15 protein-coding genes and 1 pseudogene are annotated in these 15,790 nt (G+C 57.2%); 5 read left to right on the top strand and 11 right to left on the bottom strand.

Going from position 1 to position 15,790, the window contains the following annotated elements; genetic code table 11:
- Nucleotides 1–643 precede the first annotated feature (643 nt).
- The 5 genes and pseudogenes from NLM32_RS13670 to NLM32_RS13650 all read right to left on the bottom strand — a co-directional run bounded on the left by NLM32_RS13670 (nt 644) and on the right by NLM32_RS13650 (nt 5,583).
- Complete coding sequence (locus NLM32_RS13670; protein WP_254129492.1) at nt 644–1,339, bottom strand: hypothetical protein; 696 nt, start codon at nt 1,337–1,339, stop codon at nt 644–646.
- A gap of 210 nt (nt 1,340–1,549) precedes the next feature.
- Nucleotides 1,550–1,780: a hypothetical protein gene (locus NLM32_RS13665; RefSeq protein ID WP_254129491.1), complete on the bottom strand. Its 231-nt coding sequence runs from the start codon at nt 1,778–1,780 to the stop codon at nt 1,550–1,552.
- A gap of 324 nt (nt 1,781–2,104) precedes the next feature.
- Nucleotides 2,105–2,209: pseudogene (locus tag NLM32_RS46350) on the bottom strand (PEPxxWA-CTERM sorting domain-containing protein); the annotation flags it as partial.
- Nucleotides 2,210–3,459: 1,250 nt separating this feature from the next.
- On the bottom strand, nt 3,460–4,002 hold the full coding sequence (locus tag NLM32_RS13655) for a PEP-CTERM sorting domain-containing protein (protein ID WP_254129489.1): 543 nt from the start codon (nt 4,000–4,002) through the stop codon (nt 3,460–3,462).
- A 402-nt stretch (nt 4,003–4,404) separates the two neighbouring features.
- Complete coding sequence (locus NLM32_RS13650) at nt 4,405–5,583, bottom strand: glycosyltransferase family 2 protein (protein ID WP_254129488.1); 1,179 nt, start codon at nt 5,581–5,583, stop codon at nt 4,405–4,407.
- Between the two features lie 175 nt (nt 5,584–5,758).
- Here NLM32_RS13650 and NLM32_RS13645 point away from each other — a divergent pair, with 175 nt between their 5' ends.
- Nucleotides 5,759–6,985, top strand: a complete 1,227-nt coding sequence (locus tag NLM32_RS13645; protein WP_254129487.1) for a glycosyltransferase family 4 protein — start codon at nt 5,759–5,761, stop codon at nt 6,983–6,985.
- A 70-nt stretch (nt 6,986–7,055) separates the two neighbouring features.
- Here NLM32_RS13645 and NLM32_RS13640 read toward each other — a convergent pair whose 3' ends face one another.
- The 4 genes from NLM32_RS13640 to NLM32_RS13625 all read right to left on the bottom strand — a co-directional run bounded on the left by NLM32_RS13640 (nt 7,056) and on the right by NLM32_RS13625 (nt 9,969).
- Nucleotides 7,056–7,751 (bottom strand): metallophosphoesterase family protein, encoded by a 696-nt coding sequence (locus NLM32_RS13640; protein ID WP_254129486.1) that lies wholly within the window; start codon nt 7,749–7,751, stop codon nt 7,056–7,058.
- 89 nt (nt 7,752–7,840) lie between these two features.
- A complete protein-coding gene (xrt, locus tag NLM32_RS13635; protein ID WP_254129485.1) occupies nt 7,841–8,743 on the bottom strand; it encodes an exosortase in 903 nt (300 codons plus the stop codon).
- A 71-nt stretch (nt 8,744–8,814) separates the two neighbouring features.
- Nucleotides 8,815–9,036 carry an XrtV sorting system accessory protein gene (locus NLM32_RS13630; RefSeq protein WP_254129484.1) on the bottom strand — a complete coding sequence of 74 codons (222 nt, stop codon included), beginning with the start codon at nt 9,034–9,036 and terminating at the stop codon, nt 8,815–8,817.
- Between the two features lie 54 nt (nt 9,037–9,090).
- A complete protein-coding gene (locus NLM32_RS13625; protein ID WP_254129483.1) occupies nt 9,091–9,969 on the bottom strand; it encodes a SurA N-terminal domain-containing protein in 879 nt (292 codons plus the stop codon).
- A 273-nt stretch (nt 9,970–10,242) separates the two neighbouring features.
- Between NLM32_RS13625 and epsI the strand changes: the two genes are divergently transcribed.
- On the top strand, nt 10,243–10,941 hold the full coding sequence (gene epsI / locus NLM32_RS13620; protein WP_254129482.1) for an exosortase-associated protein EpsI, V-type: 699 nt from the start codon (nt 10,243–10,245) through the stop codon (nt 10,939–10,941).
- A gap of 11 nt (nt 10,942–10,952) precedes the next feature.
- Nucleotides 10,953–11,714, top strand: coding sequence for a trypsin-like peptidase domain-containing protein (locus tag NLM32_RS13615; protein ID WP_254129481.1), 762 nt, complete (start codon nt 10,953–10,955; stop codon nt 11,712–11,714).
- A gap of 41 nt (nt 11,715–11,755) precedes the next feature.
- Here the strand turns inward: NLM32_RS13615 and NLM32_RS13610 are convergent, their stop codons facing one another.
- Together NLM32_RS13610 and NLM32_RS13605 are read right to left on the bottom strand one after the other, a co-directional pair.
- On the bottom strand, nt 11,756–12,565 hold the full coding sequence (locus NLM32_RS13610; RefSeq protein WP_254129480.1) for a CpsD/CapB family tyrosine-protein kinase: 810 nt from the start codon (nt 12,563–12,565) through the stop codon (nt 11,756–11,758).
- Between the two features lie 14 nt (nt 12,566–12,579).
- Nucleotides 12,580–13,941, bottom strand: a complete 1,362-nt coding sequence (locus tag NLM32_RS13605) for a sugar transporter (RefSeq protein WP_254129479.1) — start codon at nt 13,939–13,941, stop codon at nt 12,580–12,582.
- 270 nt (nt 13,942–14,211) lie between these two features.
- On the opposite strand from NLM32_RS13605, the gene NLM32_RS13600 reads away from it, so the two are divergent.
- A complete protein-coding gene (locus tag NLM32_RS13600; RefSeq protein WP_254129478.1) occupies nt 14,212–15,048 on the top strand; it encodes an ExeA family protein in 837 nt (278 codons plus the stop codon).
- Nucleotides 15,049–15,182: 134 nt separating this feature from the next.
- A complete protein-coding gene (locus NLM32_RS13595) occupies nt 15,183–15,767 on the top strand; it encodes a polysaccharide biosynthesis/export family protein (protein WP_254129477.1) in 585 nt (194 codons plus the stop codon).
- Nucleotides 15,768–15,790: the final 23 nt, after the last annotated feature.

Raw genomic sequence — 15,790 nt, 5'->3', positions numbered from 1 at the left:
AACAAGCAGATTGGATCCGAGCAGATCGATTGTCCGCTTGTGTCCATGCGTTGGTCAGAGACTGACACAAACGAGTTCGATCAAGGTTCCGTGACACGCCTTCCCACAGCGATCTGTCCAGGCATCAATGATTATAGGCTCGCCACATGACACACCGCTTAAACAGGGGATTGTGGTTACCACGCAGCTCGATGAAATTTTCGGGTAAACAAGAATCTAAAGACGGCCGGCGACTGAGCGCAACACGCATTGCCAGGGAATGTCGTGCGCATCGCTATGGCTTGAGACGTCTCGCCACCGCTTTTCGCACACGAGGGTAAAGGCATTGAGAGGTTCAAGTTATGCAGCCGAACTGCAACACCTCACGCGCGCGCGTCAATCACGCCGAACATCGGCCCGGCGCAAGTAATCCCAAACGAAACAAATGCTCAAGAAGGTCGCGGCCGCGAGCCCATTCACGCAAAGAGCTCCGTATTCCGGCAGGCAATTCAGACAGGTTCCGATGATCTGCATGGACGAACTCCCAAGCCGCGAGCAGCATACGCTGTCGCGAGATCCTGTCCAAGCGAAGGTGATTGCCGAGAGGAATTTGGGTAGTCGGACGCAGGCAAATGCCTGCGTTCGGAGAGGAGCTGGCCCGCGTTCAGCTCGCAAGAGATCTCAATCGACTTCCTCGGCGGGCCACCGTTGCAACTCCGAGAAAACCGAAAATGAGCATGGCCCAGATGGGCAACTCAGGCACCGCGCTGACGGTGCTCAATTCAAGGGTGCCAAGCTCGCCAGGAGAATAAAGCGGCCCGGAATCGCCGCTTGTTGTCGAGGTTGGGGGATTCGGCAGGAAGGCAGAGAAGCCTGGGCTCGCATTGGGAAAAGGAGGAGGAAAACTGGAAAGCACCGGATCGTAGAAATACAGATTGCCGTAATTCCCGGTCCCGAACGAAAACAGGATTCCGGAGAAGGAGAAGCCTCCGGCGGCAGGATCGAACTTATTGTCCACCACGAAGAAGGGCAGATCGTCGGAATCCACCGGAGAAGCAACGATGCTATGGATTGTACCGCCATACCCCGCGGCGAGGCCGGTCGCGAGAACCATTCCCGAGATGCTTTGGACGACGAAGCTGGTGTCGTCGTACTTGAATTGCCCTTGAATAGTGTAGGAGTCGCTCTTGAACTTGAACTGTTCGGTCACGCCCGCGGCGTTGGCGGATGTTACCGCGAGCATGCCGCCAAGCAGGCAAGCCGACGCAATCTTCAAAATGTTCACGAACCTGTCCTCGTCAATTGAATCGGGAATGAAAACAGCCTTGCCATCGAGTCCTCGCTGAACGTCGTGATCCACCTGAGCGAATCGCAAACGCCAGCCGCGAAAGAGCACTCTCGCGTCGCTGGATCTGTCTTGCTGGGATTGCGGGATACTGAATCGAACGCCTACTGATTCGTGCTAAAATATAGCCGAATCGGCGGCCGGACGCGCGCGAGAAATGATCCTGCCGACGGGACAAGCTGACTCATACGCCGGCGCGATGAGACCTTGGAGGTAGCAGCCCGATCAGGACGCCGATTTGAATTTTTCCATGCTCAAACAGATCGTGGCCGCGAATCGGTTCGAACGGTCTTCTGCAAAATCCGGCGTCGACAGCTTGGCAAAATTGGCCAGGGCCTGCGCGGCTGGCGCGACTTCCGCATTGATCGGTTCGGCCAGCGTCGAATCACGCTCGACTGCCTCGTCTGCCGCGTTGAGCGCGGCGAGCAGCACGCTCGTGATCGAGTCAGGCAACATCACATGTCTCCGCCAAAAAGTTGCGCGCGCGGAACCTCCCTTATCATCTCGGCCAGCGAGTCGACAGATTGACTCTCGCGCGACAGAGGGATTTCTCGATGGCGTGACATCTCTGCGTCAGGGGAGCGACAACAAGTAGCAGTCGTTGGCCGCGCCATGAGACCGTCCCAGTGGGAATGGGAAAATCTGCTCGCTTATCTGCAAAGCAATGCAGCTTGAACCGGCCGACGCAGATACCTCGACGCTACGGACTCTGTGACAGCTGTGGAAAAAGCCAAACATGCCTTCAGCGCGCATGCCTGGCACTGAAGCAACGCCAAATGATCAGGCGGACGCCAGCTCGCGCCGGCGACGATAAGCGAGCGCACCGATCCCGAAGAAACCGGCGATCATCATGATCCAGGTCGAGGGCTCGGGCACGGCGGACAAGAACTGCGCCTCGCTCACCAAGATCCAGGGCTCCTTACCCGAACCCGGAATCAGATCGCCTGTCTGCCCGTCGGCCGCATATTGCCGAAACCCGCTTGCATATAGCGCGTTGGATTTGTCCGCCATCAAATCCGGATCGCACCAACCATCGCAAGTGTTTTTCCCGTACGGATCTGCGGGATTATAACCCTTTACATGCTTGTTATAGTAGTCGATTCCGTCCGCTTCCAAGGCTCCACGAAACAGTTGCAGACTGAACAACAGGTCGGACGAAAGGGCACTGTTCAGCGTGATCGTAATCACGTCCGTGCTGGGGGATCCCATATAAGCGGTCTTTGTCTCCGTGTAGGAGGCCGCCGAAATCAGTGTGCTCTGGCCCAGGGAGTTAATGGTCGTCAACGTCACGTTGCTGGGTGAGCCAACCAGTCCCCCTGAATTATCAGCGGCCACGTAGAGTTTAATCTGTCCGATGCTTTGGCCGGATGTCAGATGGAAGACAATGGTCGGATCCTGATATTTCCAACCAACATACTGGCCTGAAGTCGCTCCCGTCACAGATGAATAATTGGCCAACGGAATCACACCGTCCGTGAGCAACCCTGTGCCGCCCGTGAGCGGCGCCGCATTCGAGTTTGCGGCCGTCGGGATCATGTTGGTCCCCGAACCGTTCTTGTTCGCATTCACATACGGGGTCGACTGTCCGGTCTGCGTGTAGGTAAAATCGAAGTAGTTCTGTCCGCCTGTCGAACCCGTGAACTGGTTGGCCCCATTGCCATTGTTCATGTCGTAGCTCGTCACCGTCACCTCGGAGGCCAAGGCCGACGACGAGGCGAGGCAGGCGGCGAAGAAAGCGATGGATGAAAATGACCTAAGCGACATTCCAATTCTCCGGCTGGCCCGACAATTAAGTGAGGACCATTTAACCTGCTATTATCTCAGATTTGACCGTTTGTCGTCACCAATAGTGGCAGTAAGAGCAAAATCACTCAACTGTGCGTGGTACGGTTAACCTCCGCGGATCTGCCGCACCGCGGAAGCCGTGCGAGCTTAGTCGTTTTCGAGCTGTTTGGGTTTAACCGAACCTGCGCCGCGCACGGTGCAAAGCCCAAGCTGTTCGAATTGATTGCGGCACGAGCTGACCGCGCGAAAAAAGTCGCCTCGCGGCGACGCAGAAATCTAGCTCAGTAGATAGCAGACAAAAGAAAAGCCGCTTCGCAGCGGCTTTTCCAAATCAGATAGGTCGCTTGCTGTTAGGCCAGACGAAGCGAGGATCCGGCGCGACGGCGATACGAAACAAAACCGACGCCGAGGAAACCAAGAGCCATCATCGCCCACGTGGCGGGCTCCGGAACGGCGGTCACGACCGGACCATCTCCGCTACCTGAGAAGGTGTTCGGAGCGGGCTGGTGACCGGGCGACGAAAGGAACGAAGCCGTGAACGAATAGGTGTAACCGGTCGAGTAAGTGCCCGGCGGGAGGCTGAAGCCGGTGCCGTCGAAGAAGAAATCCTTCACAACCGTCCCGCTGGCAATGGTGAACGGAACGAGCGCCACCTGCTGTAGGTTACCAAAGCTATCGAAGAAGCTCACGCCTCCTGTGTACTTCTCGGCCTTGCCGGGCGCACCGGCGTCGTAGCTGAAGATCAACTTCAGGTCGTAGGTGGGGCTGCCGCCAGCGGCAACAGAGGTCGGCGTGACCGTGAACGAGTCAACAACAACCGATGCGCTTGCCTGGCTAGCCGACAAACAAATCAAGCTCGCAGCGGCAATAAACAAAGACTTAAATCGTGTCATTTTCGACAACTCCTCCGACCTGAACTGGTCCACAAATGTCTGGTAAATCGATTGTTAGCGGCTGACTGGACGCAACGCAATATCAATCTTCAAATAAATCCGCCTATTCTTTTAGCGGAATAAAACTCGTTATTTAATCAATCCCGATTGCGAGAAAGCATTTGCGCAAAATTCCCGGGAGTTTTCAGCGTTCGGAGACGACATCGCCCGCCCGCGGTTCAATTAAGCAAATCAAGAATTAAATATGACGGTGTTTGTTGCACTGCATTCGCACCCGCAAAATGCGGGCGATAATGGTCCTACAGAAGGGCGTCGAGCGCACTCCAGACGCCGAATCGGTCAATTTCGATTGAGATCGAGCAAGCCAGCCCCGATCAACTGCTCCGACTTCGGCGGGGTCGCTCATTCCGGCTTTTGACGGTCGGTCCGGACCCATTCTGATGCCCCGCCCCGCGCAAGGCGTCGAAGCAGGCGCAGCCGCTGCGGGACCTGACCGATGGCCGAGAGGATTTGCCTGCCCGGAAGGACGTCCCGGCCAAATCTGCTCCAGGCGAGCACGATCGACACGGCAAGCAAGACGAGGTTGAGAAAAGCCAACGCCGCCGGAAGCAGCTCTCCCGTGAGCAAAGCGAATGCGGCAGCGACCAGCAGAGCGCCCCCGGCGATCATCACCAGCAGCGACAGCGGAGGCACCAGCAGATCCAGCGCCAGCGCCAGCAGATCGACATTTCCATTGACGAGGGCGGCGGCGAGCAGACGCGGGACGTAACTGGCGATCATGGCCAGATGCCCCTGAACCCAGCGCTGCCGCTGAGTTTCAGCGCCGCTCTCCGTCGCTGCAAATTCGCTGGTGACGCGAACAGAAGGCAGAAAATAGGCCGGGCTGCCCGAGATGGCAAGATCCAATCCGAGTTTCAGGTCCTCGACGATGTTGCCGCTCGCAAGTGGCGCGGACTTGATCACGCTCCAGGGAAACATCATGCCGGTGCCCATGAGTTGAACAGGACGTCTCAGAAAGGTGAGGCCGAGCGGCCGAACCCAGTTCTTCAGACGCCAGGCGAATTCGGCGACGCGCTGGTTGTCACGGGGAGGCTCCGGCCCCGTCATGAGATAGAGCGCCTGAACTGGCCTCGCATGTTGACTGCTGTGGTTGAGCGCTCCTGTCACGAAATCGGACTGCAAGCGGCAGTCCGCATCCACGAAGAGAACGAAATCCGGCGGATTGTCCGCCATATGGCCCACCGCCCACGCCATAGCGTAGCCCTTGCCGCGCTTGTCGGGTTCGCTGCGAACGAGGACCTGCGCCCCCTGAGCCGCCGCCACGGCGGCGGTGTCGTCATTGCAATTATCGGCCACCACGATGAGCCGGTCGTGCTCTCGCAACTGAGGCACGATGTCTCTCAGCGTCGGAATGATGCCGGCACTCTCGTTGTGGGCCGGGATCACCACCGCGACGGTGCCGGGGGCTACGCCGCCGTCGGAGGCTGGCTCGTGGCGTGGCACAATCGCCGCCAAGACCTCGACGAAAAGCGTGAGCGTCGGAATTAACGCCAAACCGATTATGAGGGTCAGAAACACCATCTGCCGTTGATCATTCAGCCGACTGCGGGATAGTCATTGGCGCTCATCTACCCTAGAGCCGAGGAATTTCGATGGAAGGCCGTTTGAGAGCCTTCAGCTCGGCAAAACTACAAGCAGCCTCGCCACCCAGTCAAACCGGTCGGCTGAGCAGCGAAAGCAGCCCGAGATCGAACCGATGAAAATTGCATATCTGGTTAATCGGTATCCTGCCGTCAGCCATAGCTTCATTCGAAGGGAAATTCTCGCGCTCGAACGCCAAGGCCACGAAATCCTGCGGATATCAATTCGGGGAGACGGCGCGGATCACCTCGGCCCCGAAGACCAGTCGGAAGCACAGAAGACACGCTTCGTACTCCAACGCGGCCCCAAGGTCCTTCTTCTAGCCTTCTTCAAAACGCTGGCGACGCGACCGGCAGCCATGTTGAAGGCGATGGCCCTGGTTTGGAAGCTGGGCCGCCGCGCAGAACGGCCGCTACCTGTGCACTTCGTCTATCTCCTCGAAGCGTGCCTCATCTCCCAGTGGATCATCGCTGAAAAGGCTGAGCATCTCCATGCCCACTTTGGAACGAACTCGGCAGAAGTCGCCATGCTAGTTCATGCGCTGGACGGTCCGCCCTGGAGTTTCACAGTTCATGGCCCCGAGGAATTCGACAAGGCTCAATTCATTGCCTTACCGGAGAAGATCAAGCGGGCGAATTTCGTCGTTGCGATCAGCTCCTTCGGACGCAGCCAGCTTTTTCGCCAGGTCGCCCACGATCAATGGCACAAGATCAGGATCGTCAGGTGCGGCCTCGAGCCTTCGTTCTATGAACGTAGTGACGGCTCCTCCTACCTCACGGCTTCGCGGCTCATTTGCGTCGGCAGGCTTTGCGAGCAGAAGGGGCAAACATTGCTGCTCGAGGCGACCAAAAAGCTCATGGACGCCGGACTCAAATTCGAGCTCGTGCTTGCCGGCGATGGCGAGATGCGTGGCGAGCTCGAAAGGCTGGTCGACGCCTACCAATTGCGATCCGTTGTGAAGATTACCGGCTGGATCGAGAGCGCCGAGGTACGAGAACAAATCCTCGCTTCCCGGGCACTGGTCTTACCCAGCTTTGCCGAAGGACTTCCCGTCGTCATCATGGAGGCGATGGCGCTGCAACGCCCGGTCATCAGCACGTTCGTTGCCGGCATACCGGAGCTGGTTGAGCCCGATGAGCACGGATGGCTCGTATCCGCTGGAGACGTCGATAGCCTCGCCGCCGCGATGCGCGCCTGCCTGGAGGGCCCTGGTGAACAAATTCAGGCGATGGGCGCAAAGGCTCGAATGAAGGTGCTTGGCCTCCACGATATCGACCACGAGGCTGCCCGGTTGGCCAAACTCTTCCAATCTGCCGGGAAGGCACCCTCGATTGTTGCGTAGGTCGAAACCTCCCGCGACGGGATCTCGTTAGCGTTCGCCGTCGAGGAGGTTCGCTGGTCCGGCTCCGCGCTTATTCCGCGTGAGGCGTTCCGCGAACTTCCAGAAACTCGACACCGCCTCCGAGCGCATCGTCACGAAATATCCCAACGACAAGACGCCCCGTCCGCCACGCCATGGTGTCCAAATTGGTCTTGCCTTTGGATACGACCGGACCACGTTCATCGGCATGATGTCCATGAACCACATGACGCCTGCCATGGCCCGAACTGAACCCTCTTGGATATCTCTTCCAAAGCAAGGTTTGCTCGCGCTGCTGATTGAGCGGGACTCGCGGGTCCACGCCAGCATGGACAAATACCCGGTGCGTGTCGGCGTGGATGCTCGGCAGCTCACTGATCCATTGCAAATGTTGCTCGGGAATGAGGCTTCGAATCGAATCGCCGGCGCGAAATTCGCCATACGATGCCAGCGTCGCGGCGCCGCCGTTCGCGAGCCAGTACTCGGTCTCAACGAGATTGTTGCACGCCTCCCACATCATCGCCTCGTGGTTACCCTTGAGAGCCACAAGGTGTAGACTCGGAAACGGCCAATCCATCAGAAATTCGATCACCTCGCGGCTATTAGGTCCGCGATCGACGTAGTCTCCGAGGGTTACGACGCGCGCATCTTGGCCGCCGGCGTGCTCCAGGATCAGCGACAACGCCTGGTCAAGCAGATCGAAGCGACCATGAAGGTCCGGAATGGCGTAGGTCAGGATCATGCTCATCTAGAACGGCCAGCGCCATGCCGCCCCCTGACTCCGGACATCTCCCTTGCAGATCGAAGCAGCGACGCGATCTCGGCACCGAGCCCGCATCAGGCCACGGCAGCGCCGCGTCGCAGTTTGGCGACCAGCCCGATGATCATCCCCAGGATCCCGTCGAAGATGAACAGCAGAAGAAGTGCCACGACGAACAGGCTGATGCCGGTGAGATCGTGAACAACGCCCTCGATCAGATCAGGCCCACCGTAATAGGCCATCAGGACCAACGCAAAGACGCGAATGAAGTTGGAAAGAATCGTGATCGGAACGATCGACAACAGGAGTAGGATCCCCCGCAGCTTCTCCTTCCATCGAAAGGCGTAAACGTAGAACACGCCAATAGCGGATAAAGCGAAGATCGAATTCATTCCGGAACAAGCGTCTTTGACCAGCAACTGATAGGTTCCGATCATGATCATTACGCCGTTCTGAGCGACGGGGAAACCAGCTGCGTAGAGAACCTTGGTCACCGTGTCGGAAATGAACACTTTCAGCGGGACTGTCATCGAATCGACGAGCCAGTCGGGCATCGGCACCGCGAAGACCAGGAAGCCGATCGGAAAGGCCAAGCTCCGAAGCATAGGCCATCCGGCACAGATCAAGATCGAGCCGACGATTACGGGAAGTACCGACCCCATCTCGACAGTCAGCAATCCTTGCTGCAACCGCGAGAGGTACATTAACACCAGCCCAAGTAACAGGATCGCCCATCCGGCAATCGGCGCCGGCGCGAGCTCCACACGCTTTAGGCGGTCCCGCGATTGCCAAATCAGCCAAAGCGTCGCCGCAATAATGAGAGGTCCATGCCCCTCCTGCTCGGTCTGCCATGGGCCATTGATTAGGCCGCGGATCGTCGGCGTATAGGCACCAAGTATGGCAACGCCAATCAGCACGGGCCCCAAAAGGGATGCTGACAGTCCCGCTCCGAACGATTTACGGATATGAATATCAGTCAATTTGAGCTCTGTGACAAAATATCAATTCTCATTTAACGACGGAAACTACCATCGCCCGCTCCAACAATCGACTATCTTTTAATGACCAGCGCAGCGAACCCTATTCCTGCCAGGACCAGAATCGACGCAAGAATATAATATCCGGCATTTCCCACCTGATTGGCGACGGCAAAAACGATGCCCGCCAACGTCAGGTACATGAGCGTCCGAATCTCGCGATCTGAGAATTGAAAGAAAGCGATCACCAATCCGACAAAACTCGTGACAGTAACGACGTCAAATACGGTTGCCATGTTCTATACACTGAACAAAAGAGGGGTGGCTTGGACGGGCGCCTCGTGGGCAGCCTATTGTGATTTGGCGTCACCCCGCTTCATGAGATCGGCATACTCGCCCTCATATTTCGCCTCGAGCTTTGCCGAATAAGCGGCCAAACCAAGCTCCGCAGCGATCGTGTCCGCCCGCATGGCCTGTCGTGCCATGTTCAGCGCAGCTTCCCCTTCCAGAGGGCGCGCCTCTTCGCTCTTCACCTTGAAAAACATCCCATTCGAACCGACGCGGGTGAAGAAGATGTCGTCATCCTTTCGCCTCTGGACCAGCCCCACGAGTTCCTCCGAAAAATCGCTGCTTGAGAGCACGCCGGGTTGGCGGGCGTGGGGGATTCCACTTGCCGCCAGTTGCTGCTGCACTTCGTCGAGCGTCTTCGCGTCCTTGTTCGCACTCACGAAAGCCTGGGTGGCGGGAGTCATCGGTATGATGACCTCTTCGACACCAAACAACTTTCGATCGCCGAATTTCCATGCGTTCTTTGCGATGTAACGATCGAGGTCGGTTCTGTTGGCCGCTTTGGCGTTCGCGGCGCGATTGAGCGTCGCATTACCCAGAACTTGTTCGCGAGCCCGCAACAGATCCAAAAGGACTCCGGGTTCGCGATCCAATTTCGCCGTCATGGCCTGCTGCATCAGGTATTTTCGAACGACGATCTCGCCGAGCACCCGTTTCAGCACCTCGGGATCCTTCTGCTTGTCCGGAGGGGCGTTGGCGAACCTGACCTCGTTTTCGAGCTCCTGCGTGGTAATGACTTCGTTTCCGACGTGGGCAACGACCTGGCCTTTGGCCGCAGCCGGCTGGTCTCCGCTCTTCTGTCCGCAGGCACCGAGAACCAGGCCGGAAGCCGACAGGAACAACACCACACGAGCAATGTACAAGTTGCGAAGCCTTTTCACCCGGCGCTCCGTTCTTCAATTCAAAATAGTTAAAGGTCCTAGAGCAAGCAAAGTCGGCCCCGGCCTTGAGCATGGAGGCATCAGTAATGGCCCAATGCGCAGCCGTCGAGACGGCCGAGGGCGCCCGATCAAGAATTCAGTATTTAGCTTAACCCGGGAATTTGTGATTGCGGCCCGTCCGTGACACTTTTGTGAGGCAAGTCAGCAGCATCGGCCCTTTATCCGACACCCGAGAACGGCTACCAATCAAACTGTCGCAATAGGAGCCGCACGATGAAGTCCAGCCGGATTGGAGTTGTTCTCGCGTCAATCGCGATCGCTGGCACGGCCATAGCGGGAGAGGTCTTCGCGCCGCGTCAATTGATGGCGCGCACGACGGCATCCCAGAGCCTCGAAACCGTCATTCCAAAGCAATTCGGGAACTGGAAACTGGTGCCCGAAATCAGCCCCGTCAAGCCGGTCGATCCGGAAGCATATGTCCAGCCGCCAGACCCCCTTTTAGCCAAGGTCTACAGCCAGGAAGTAGCGCGGGGCTACACCGACGGCGAAGGCCATATCGTGATGCTGCTGGTCGCCTACGGCCCAGTTCAGAACTACAAGCTAAAGGCTCATCGGCCCGAAATCTGCTATACTGCGAACGGCTTTCGCGTGTCCGAGAAAAACGCCTCGACACTCGCCGTTTCCGACGGCGCGTTGAAGATCACGAGACTGATCGCGGAACGGGAATCTCGTTACGAGCCGATCACTTATTGGATGAAGGTCGGCAACGAAATCTCCAACGGTGTCGTCGACAACCAGATCAGCCGCTTGAAATACGGGCTGCGGGGCATCATTCCGGACGGCTCCTTGATCAGGGTATCGACAATCGGCCTCAACAAGGAGGCCTCCTTCAAACTGCAGGACCAGTTTATCCGCGAGCTGCTCGCCGCATTGCCATCTCAGGAGCGGGAATTTTTCCTGGATAAGTCCTGATCAGATTTCGAATGGCCGCAAGCGTGATTGCCTCGGCTGACGATCGCAAAGGCACCCAACGATATATCGATCGTCGTACAGACAACGCCAAGCATTCCACCCGCGTCATCGCATGGATGGCGTTGCTTCTGATGGCAACCGTCAACGTTGCCGCAGCCCAAACGTCCGAAGAGACCCTACTCGCGTACGCTGTGAATATACATCAAACTCCCATGCAGACATGGGGGCCCGGCTACGGAATCTATCTCGGACAGGGCTATTTTCTGACCGCTGCGCACGTCGCCGGCCGGACATGGTTCACACGACCAAAGGTCGCGATATCAGGCCAAGAGTTTCCGACGCGAGCCATCAAGGAAGGCCAGCTCGAGGCAACCGACTTGACCCTGCTCGCCGTCGAAGAAAACCTCTTGCCGATGCGGCTGAGGCTCAGGCGCATGCGTCTTTGCGACACTCCACCGCGACCGGGCCAGGAGGTCGTCACGGTCGTGCCTGAAGGCGTTGTCCGTTCCCGCATTATCGCTCCCGAGCGCATTCCTGCGGCAGTCAGACGATTCAAGACCGCGATTGTCGACGTAGCGAAAACCGGCAATTCCGGATCAGGTGTCTTCGACGTGAAGCAGAAATGCCTGCTCGGCATCATGAGCCGGAAGATCAGTCAGAAACGGACCAACCTGGTGACGCGAAAAGAGGAGACGTACGACATCGCCAAGTACTTCGTGCCTGCGGCCGAGATCGCGGCTTTCGTACCTGCTGGAACGTTTGATGCACGATAGGATCCCGATTTGACCATCGACCAAACCGAGCGCTCGCGCCCCTAGTAATACCCGTAGTAGGTATCGATCTTTTCAGACACCTTGTTGACGACGACACGCACGACGGGGACACGTTCGAGATGCTTCTGACATTCCTTGATGTCGGCCACCGATGAGCTTCCCACGCCGGTCACCAGCAGGACCGCATCCATGCGCGGAAGGATCGAGATTACATCATCCCCGAGCAGCATGGGCGGCAGATCGAATATCACGGTATGAGAACGAAACTCCCGTTTGATCGCCTGAAGCAACGCCGTCATAGTCTGTGATGCCATCCACTCGGACGTACCGTGCGATGGTGCCGAGCCTGGCAACACAAACAAGCTGTTCGGTCCGGCCCCTGCCTTGATGGCGGCCGACGAAACCGGCACCTGTCCATCGAGTACACTGAGAACACCGCCGCTACGTGGCAACCCAAGATAGTTCGCAACCATCGGCTTGCGCAGATCGAGATCCACGATGAGTGCCGATCGCTCGGGAAGCCTTGCAATACTCATCGCGAGATTGCACGCAGTCACGGTCTTTCCGCATCCGGCAGTGGGCGAGGTGACAGCCAGAAATTGCCAGTTCTTCTTGTCCATCTCCTGCAGCACCTGGGTGCGCAACATGTCGTAGTAGCGGCCGCTTTCGCCAGCGGTCGCGAAAGCCACGATGCGATTGGCCTCGAGATGATCCGCATCGAGACGGACTTCTCGTACCGAGACCGGCTCGTGCTGCCCCCCAGCGATCGGCTTCGATCCGCCGACGAGCTCCTGCTGTACTAGACTGTCACTGGAGCGTGCTAGCTCCACGGCCTGCTTGATCGAGTCCATCGGAACCTCTCGGATTAGCGGAACAGGCCTGCCCGCGCCTTCGCGAGCATGAGATCGAGCGGTGGCATGAAGAAGTAGGCGCCGCCAAGGAGCGCGACGACGACCAGGACCACCACCACGACGGCAGCGATGCCGCGATGCCTCCGCCGGCGCAGCTCAGCCTTCGTTGCAATATAAGGCACCGGAACGATGAGACGGTTATCGACGATCGCAGCCAAGTCGCTGCTTCGCCGAATCGCCTTGTCGGTCAGTTCGAGAACAAACGTCAGGCCCACACCAGTTGCAAACGCGAGAGCCAGCGTAAGAGCCAAAAGCTTTGGACGATGCGGCTTGATTGGCTCCTGAGGCACGGTCGGTTGTTCGATAACCTCGAGCTTTTCGGACTGCTGATCCTTTTCAAGGTTTTCGCCCAATCGTGCGGCCATCAGCTTGGCGGTGGCTGTTTCGAGGTTTTTCTGCAAGCTCTCCTGCTGAGCGACAAGAGCATCGAGGCTCGCCGCTGCCGCGGCGTCATTTCCAGTGGAAGTCTGGGACGGCCCCTGAGCTACGTTCTCCATTGCCTGAATCTGGCGCTTCAGCGACTGAATCGTCGGATGCTTGTCGGAATAAAGCGCGCTCTTCTGAATCAATTCAGCCTTCAATTGAGCAAGCGTGCTCGTAGGCTGGTCCTGGCCCGGCGCCGTCGCCGGTTTACCTTGGGCAATGCGAAGTTGGGCGATCTTTGCATCGAGTGCCGCATTCTCGGTCTGCAGTCGCTGAACCTCGCGGGACAAGAACCGAGACGTGTCTGTCGCGCGGCTCGTGCGATCGCGAAGGTCCTCGTTCAGAATTCGTGTCATCAGTTCGTTGGCAACACGAGCTGCAACGGCGGGATCACCGTACTCAAAGCCAACCGAAAAGACGATCGTTGGATTCTCCAGAGCGGCCCTCGTCCGCTGCTTGAAATCGAGGATGGGATCGACCGGTGTGATCTTGGTCGATTTCTTCATCAACTCGACCAACTCGGTCACCGACATGAGCGTACGCTTTTCAGGAAAAAGCTGGAACTTGTCGGCGATCGCGATGAGGTTGTCCCGCGTCATCGTGCGCTGTTGAATGACTTGGATTCGCTCCTGCGCCGCGCTGGTGACGGTCGGTCGCACAAGTTCGGTTGGAATCTGCTGCGATTGGACGAGAATCTTGCCTTCGGAAAGATAGGTCGGAGGCCAGATCAGCACCGCGGCGGTTCCCGCAAGCACAATCAAAATGAAAGGCAGGGCAAAGAAAGGCCAGCGCCGCTTGATAATATCTAGATAATAGGAAGGCCGCAGCAGATGAGACCGATCCTGCTCGACCTGACCGTCAAAATTATCTTCAAAATCAATCTTTTGCAGCATGCGTTTTCAGAAACCGGTTGGTGCGACCTGCACAGCGCGAAAAACGTAATCTTTTTTGGTTCAGTCAGCCTTGCAATCGATCTTTCAATGGATTTTAGCATCGAAATTGCATAGAGGCTCGTTAATTATTGCGCCGCGAGAAGGATTTGAATTGTAAGCCTTAATGACGATCGTGAGTCGTTCTTTAGGCAATTTCGTTCAATACTCACGGCGGCCTGGATAGCTGGTTTTGCGCTATAAGGCGGAGAAGGTAGGCTAGAGAACGGCAGAATGTACGAGTCATATTATCAGCTGCGCGAGAAGCCATTCTCGATTCTGCCCGACCCAGACCTGATCTATTGGGGAAAGATGCACTCGATGGCGTTCACGATGCTGGAGTTTGGCATCATGAACAACGCCGGGTTTACGGTCATTACGGGGGAAATCGGCTCAGGCAAGACAACCCTCGTACGGCACCTTCTCAAGAAGCTCAGCCCGACATTGACGCTGGGTCTGATCTCAAGCTCGCCGCAGGGGCGCGAGGAGCTACTTCAGTGGATATTGATGGCTCTGGGACAGCCATTCGATGGAAATTATCCACATCTTTTCAAGAATTTACAGGATTTTCTCCACGGCCAATACGCGACTGGCCGGCGGACAGTTCTGATTATCGATGAAGCGCAAAATCTTGAACCGGAAGCACTCGAGCACCTGCGAATGCTATCCAACATCAATGCTGACAAGTTCCAGGTATTGCAACTTATCCTTGTAGGGCAGCCGCAATTGCGAGACCTGCTCTTGCTGCCCAAGCTACACCAGTTTGCCCAGCGAATTTCGTCGGATTTTCATCTGCGGCCGCTGGATACCCGCGAAGTTGCCAACTATATCGCCTTTCGCCTTCAGGCTGTTGGCGCCCCTCGCCCGCTATTTACGCAGGAGGCGTGCGCACTGATCGGAGCCGCCAGTGGCGGCATCCCCCGAATGATCAACGTCCTCTGCGACACCGCGCTGGTGTACGGATTTGCCAATAACCAAAGAGTCGTTGGCGATCAATTGGTCCGGGACGTTATTGCAGACAAGCAACAGTACAGCATTTTTCCCGTGAAGCAGCTCTCCCGGGTTCCTTAATTACCTCAAACCAATTAATTTCCGAGCGTTGCCCGCTGCTTGCATCGGGCATGTCTTGGCTTGAGTTAATCAGCAAAGATTAGGATTAAAACTTTACTTCGCGCATCTGCGCCCTTCGCGAAGAGGAAACAAGCATGCGGACGGTTTTGCTGGCAGTGTTGATGGCTATTTTCGCCACCTCTGCCTTTTCACAGACGCTCAAGCCTGGCGATACCCTGTCAATTACCGTGTTGCAGGATCCAAAGCTCGACCGAACTGTGGTGGTTGACCCGTTGGGCGAGATTGCCTTTCCGCTTGCTGGGCATATCCGGGCTCGCGGGCTGACCCCCCTCGCGCTTGAAAACGTCCTCAGATCGAAGCTGAAGCCGAATTACAAGGACGACGCACTGGATGTGACAGTTGCACTCGCCAATGCGCCGAAGGATCTTCCGGAAGAAGACTTGAAGCCGAAGGTTTTCATCACAGGCGAGGTTTTGAGGCCTGGGCCTTACGTCGTCCGGCAACCGACCACCCTGATGCAAGCGATATCGCTTGCTGGCGGCCTTGGTCCCTACGCTGCGAAGAAGCGGATCCAGGTGCGTCGACGGGCCCCCGGCGGCGACGAAACGATCTATGTGTTCAATTACAGGGCTTATGAGGCCGGCGCTGATCTCGAAGGCAACATCGTCCTGAGAGCGGGAGACGTGATCATGGTCCCGGAACGAGGATTCTTCGACTAAGACGCAAGCTTAAGTGCACCCGG

It is taken from the genome of Bradyrhizobium sp. CCGUVB14 (assembly GCF_024199935.1).
GTDB lineage: Bacteria > Pseudomonadota > Alphaproteobacteria > Rhizobiales > Xanthobacteraceae > Bradyrhizobium.
Note: the sequence above shows the minus strand (reverse complement) of the source record. Positions and strands in the feature narration are given on the sequence as shown.

Bases quoted from the DNA above. Each gene is read 5' to 3' on its own strand.
- NLM32_RS13645 (WP_254129487.1), top strand. From the start codon at position 5,759: ATGAAAATTGCATATCTGGTTAATCGGTATCCTGCCGTCAGCCATAGC.
- NLM32_RS13640 (WP_254129486.1), bottom strand. From the start codon at position 7,751: ATGAGCATGATCCTGACCTACGCCATTCCGGACCTTCATGGTCGCTTC.
- NLM32_RS13615 (WP_254129481.1), top strand. From the start codon at position 10,953: ATGGCCGCAAGCGTGATTGCCTCGGCTGACGATCGCAAAGGCACCCAA.
- NLM32_RS13650 (WP_254129488.1), bottom strand. From the start codon at position 5,583: ATGGTGTTTCTGACCCTCATAATCGGTTTGGCGTTAATTCCGACGCTC.
- epsI (WP_254129482.1), top strand. From the start codon at position 10,243: ATGAAGTCCAGCCGGATTGGAGTTGTTCTCGCGTCAATCGCGATCGCT.
- NLM32_RS13655 (WP_254129489.1), bottom strand. From the start codon at position 4,002: ATGACACGATTTAAGTCTTTGTTTATTGCCGCTGCGAGCTTGATTTGT.
- NLM32_RS13610 (WP_254129480.1), bottom strand. From the start codon at position 12,565: ATGGACTCGATCAAGCAGGCCGTGGAGCTAGCACGCTCCAGTGACAGT.
- NLM32_RS13600 (WP_254129478.1), top strand. From the start codon at position 14,212: ATGTACGAGTCATATTATCAGCTGCGCGAGAAGCCATTCTCGATTCTG.
- NLM32_RS13595 (WP_254129477.1), top strand. From the start codon at position 15,183: ATGCGGACGGTTTTGCTGGCAGTGTTGATGGCTATTTTCGCCACCTCT.
- NLM32_RS13665 (WP_254129491.1), bottom strand. From the start codon at position 1,780: ATGTTGCCTGACTCGATCACGAGCGTGCTGCTCGCCGCGCTCAACGCG.
- NLM32_RS13630 (WP_254129484.1), bottom strand. From the start codon at position 9,036: ATGGCAACCGTATTTGACGTCGTTACTGTCACGAGTTTTGTCGGATTG.
- NLM32_RS13605 (WP_254129479.1), bottom strand. From the start codon at position 13,941: ATGCTGCAAAAGATTGATTTTGAAGATAATTTTGACGGTCAGGTCGAG.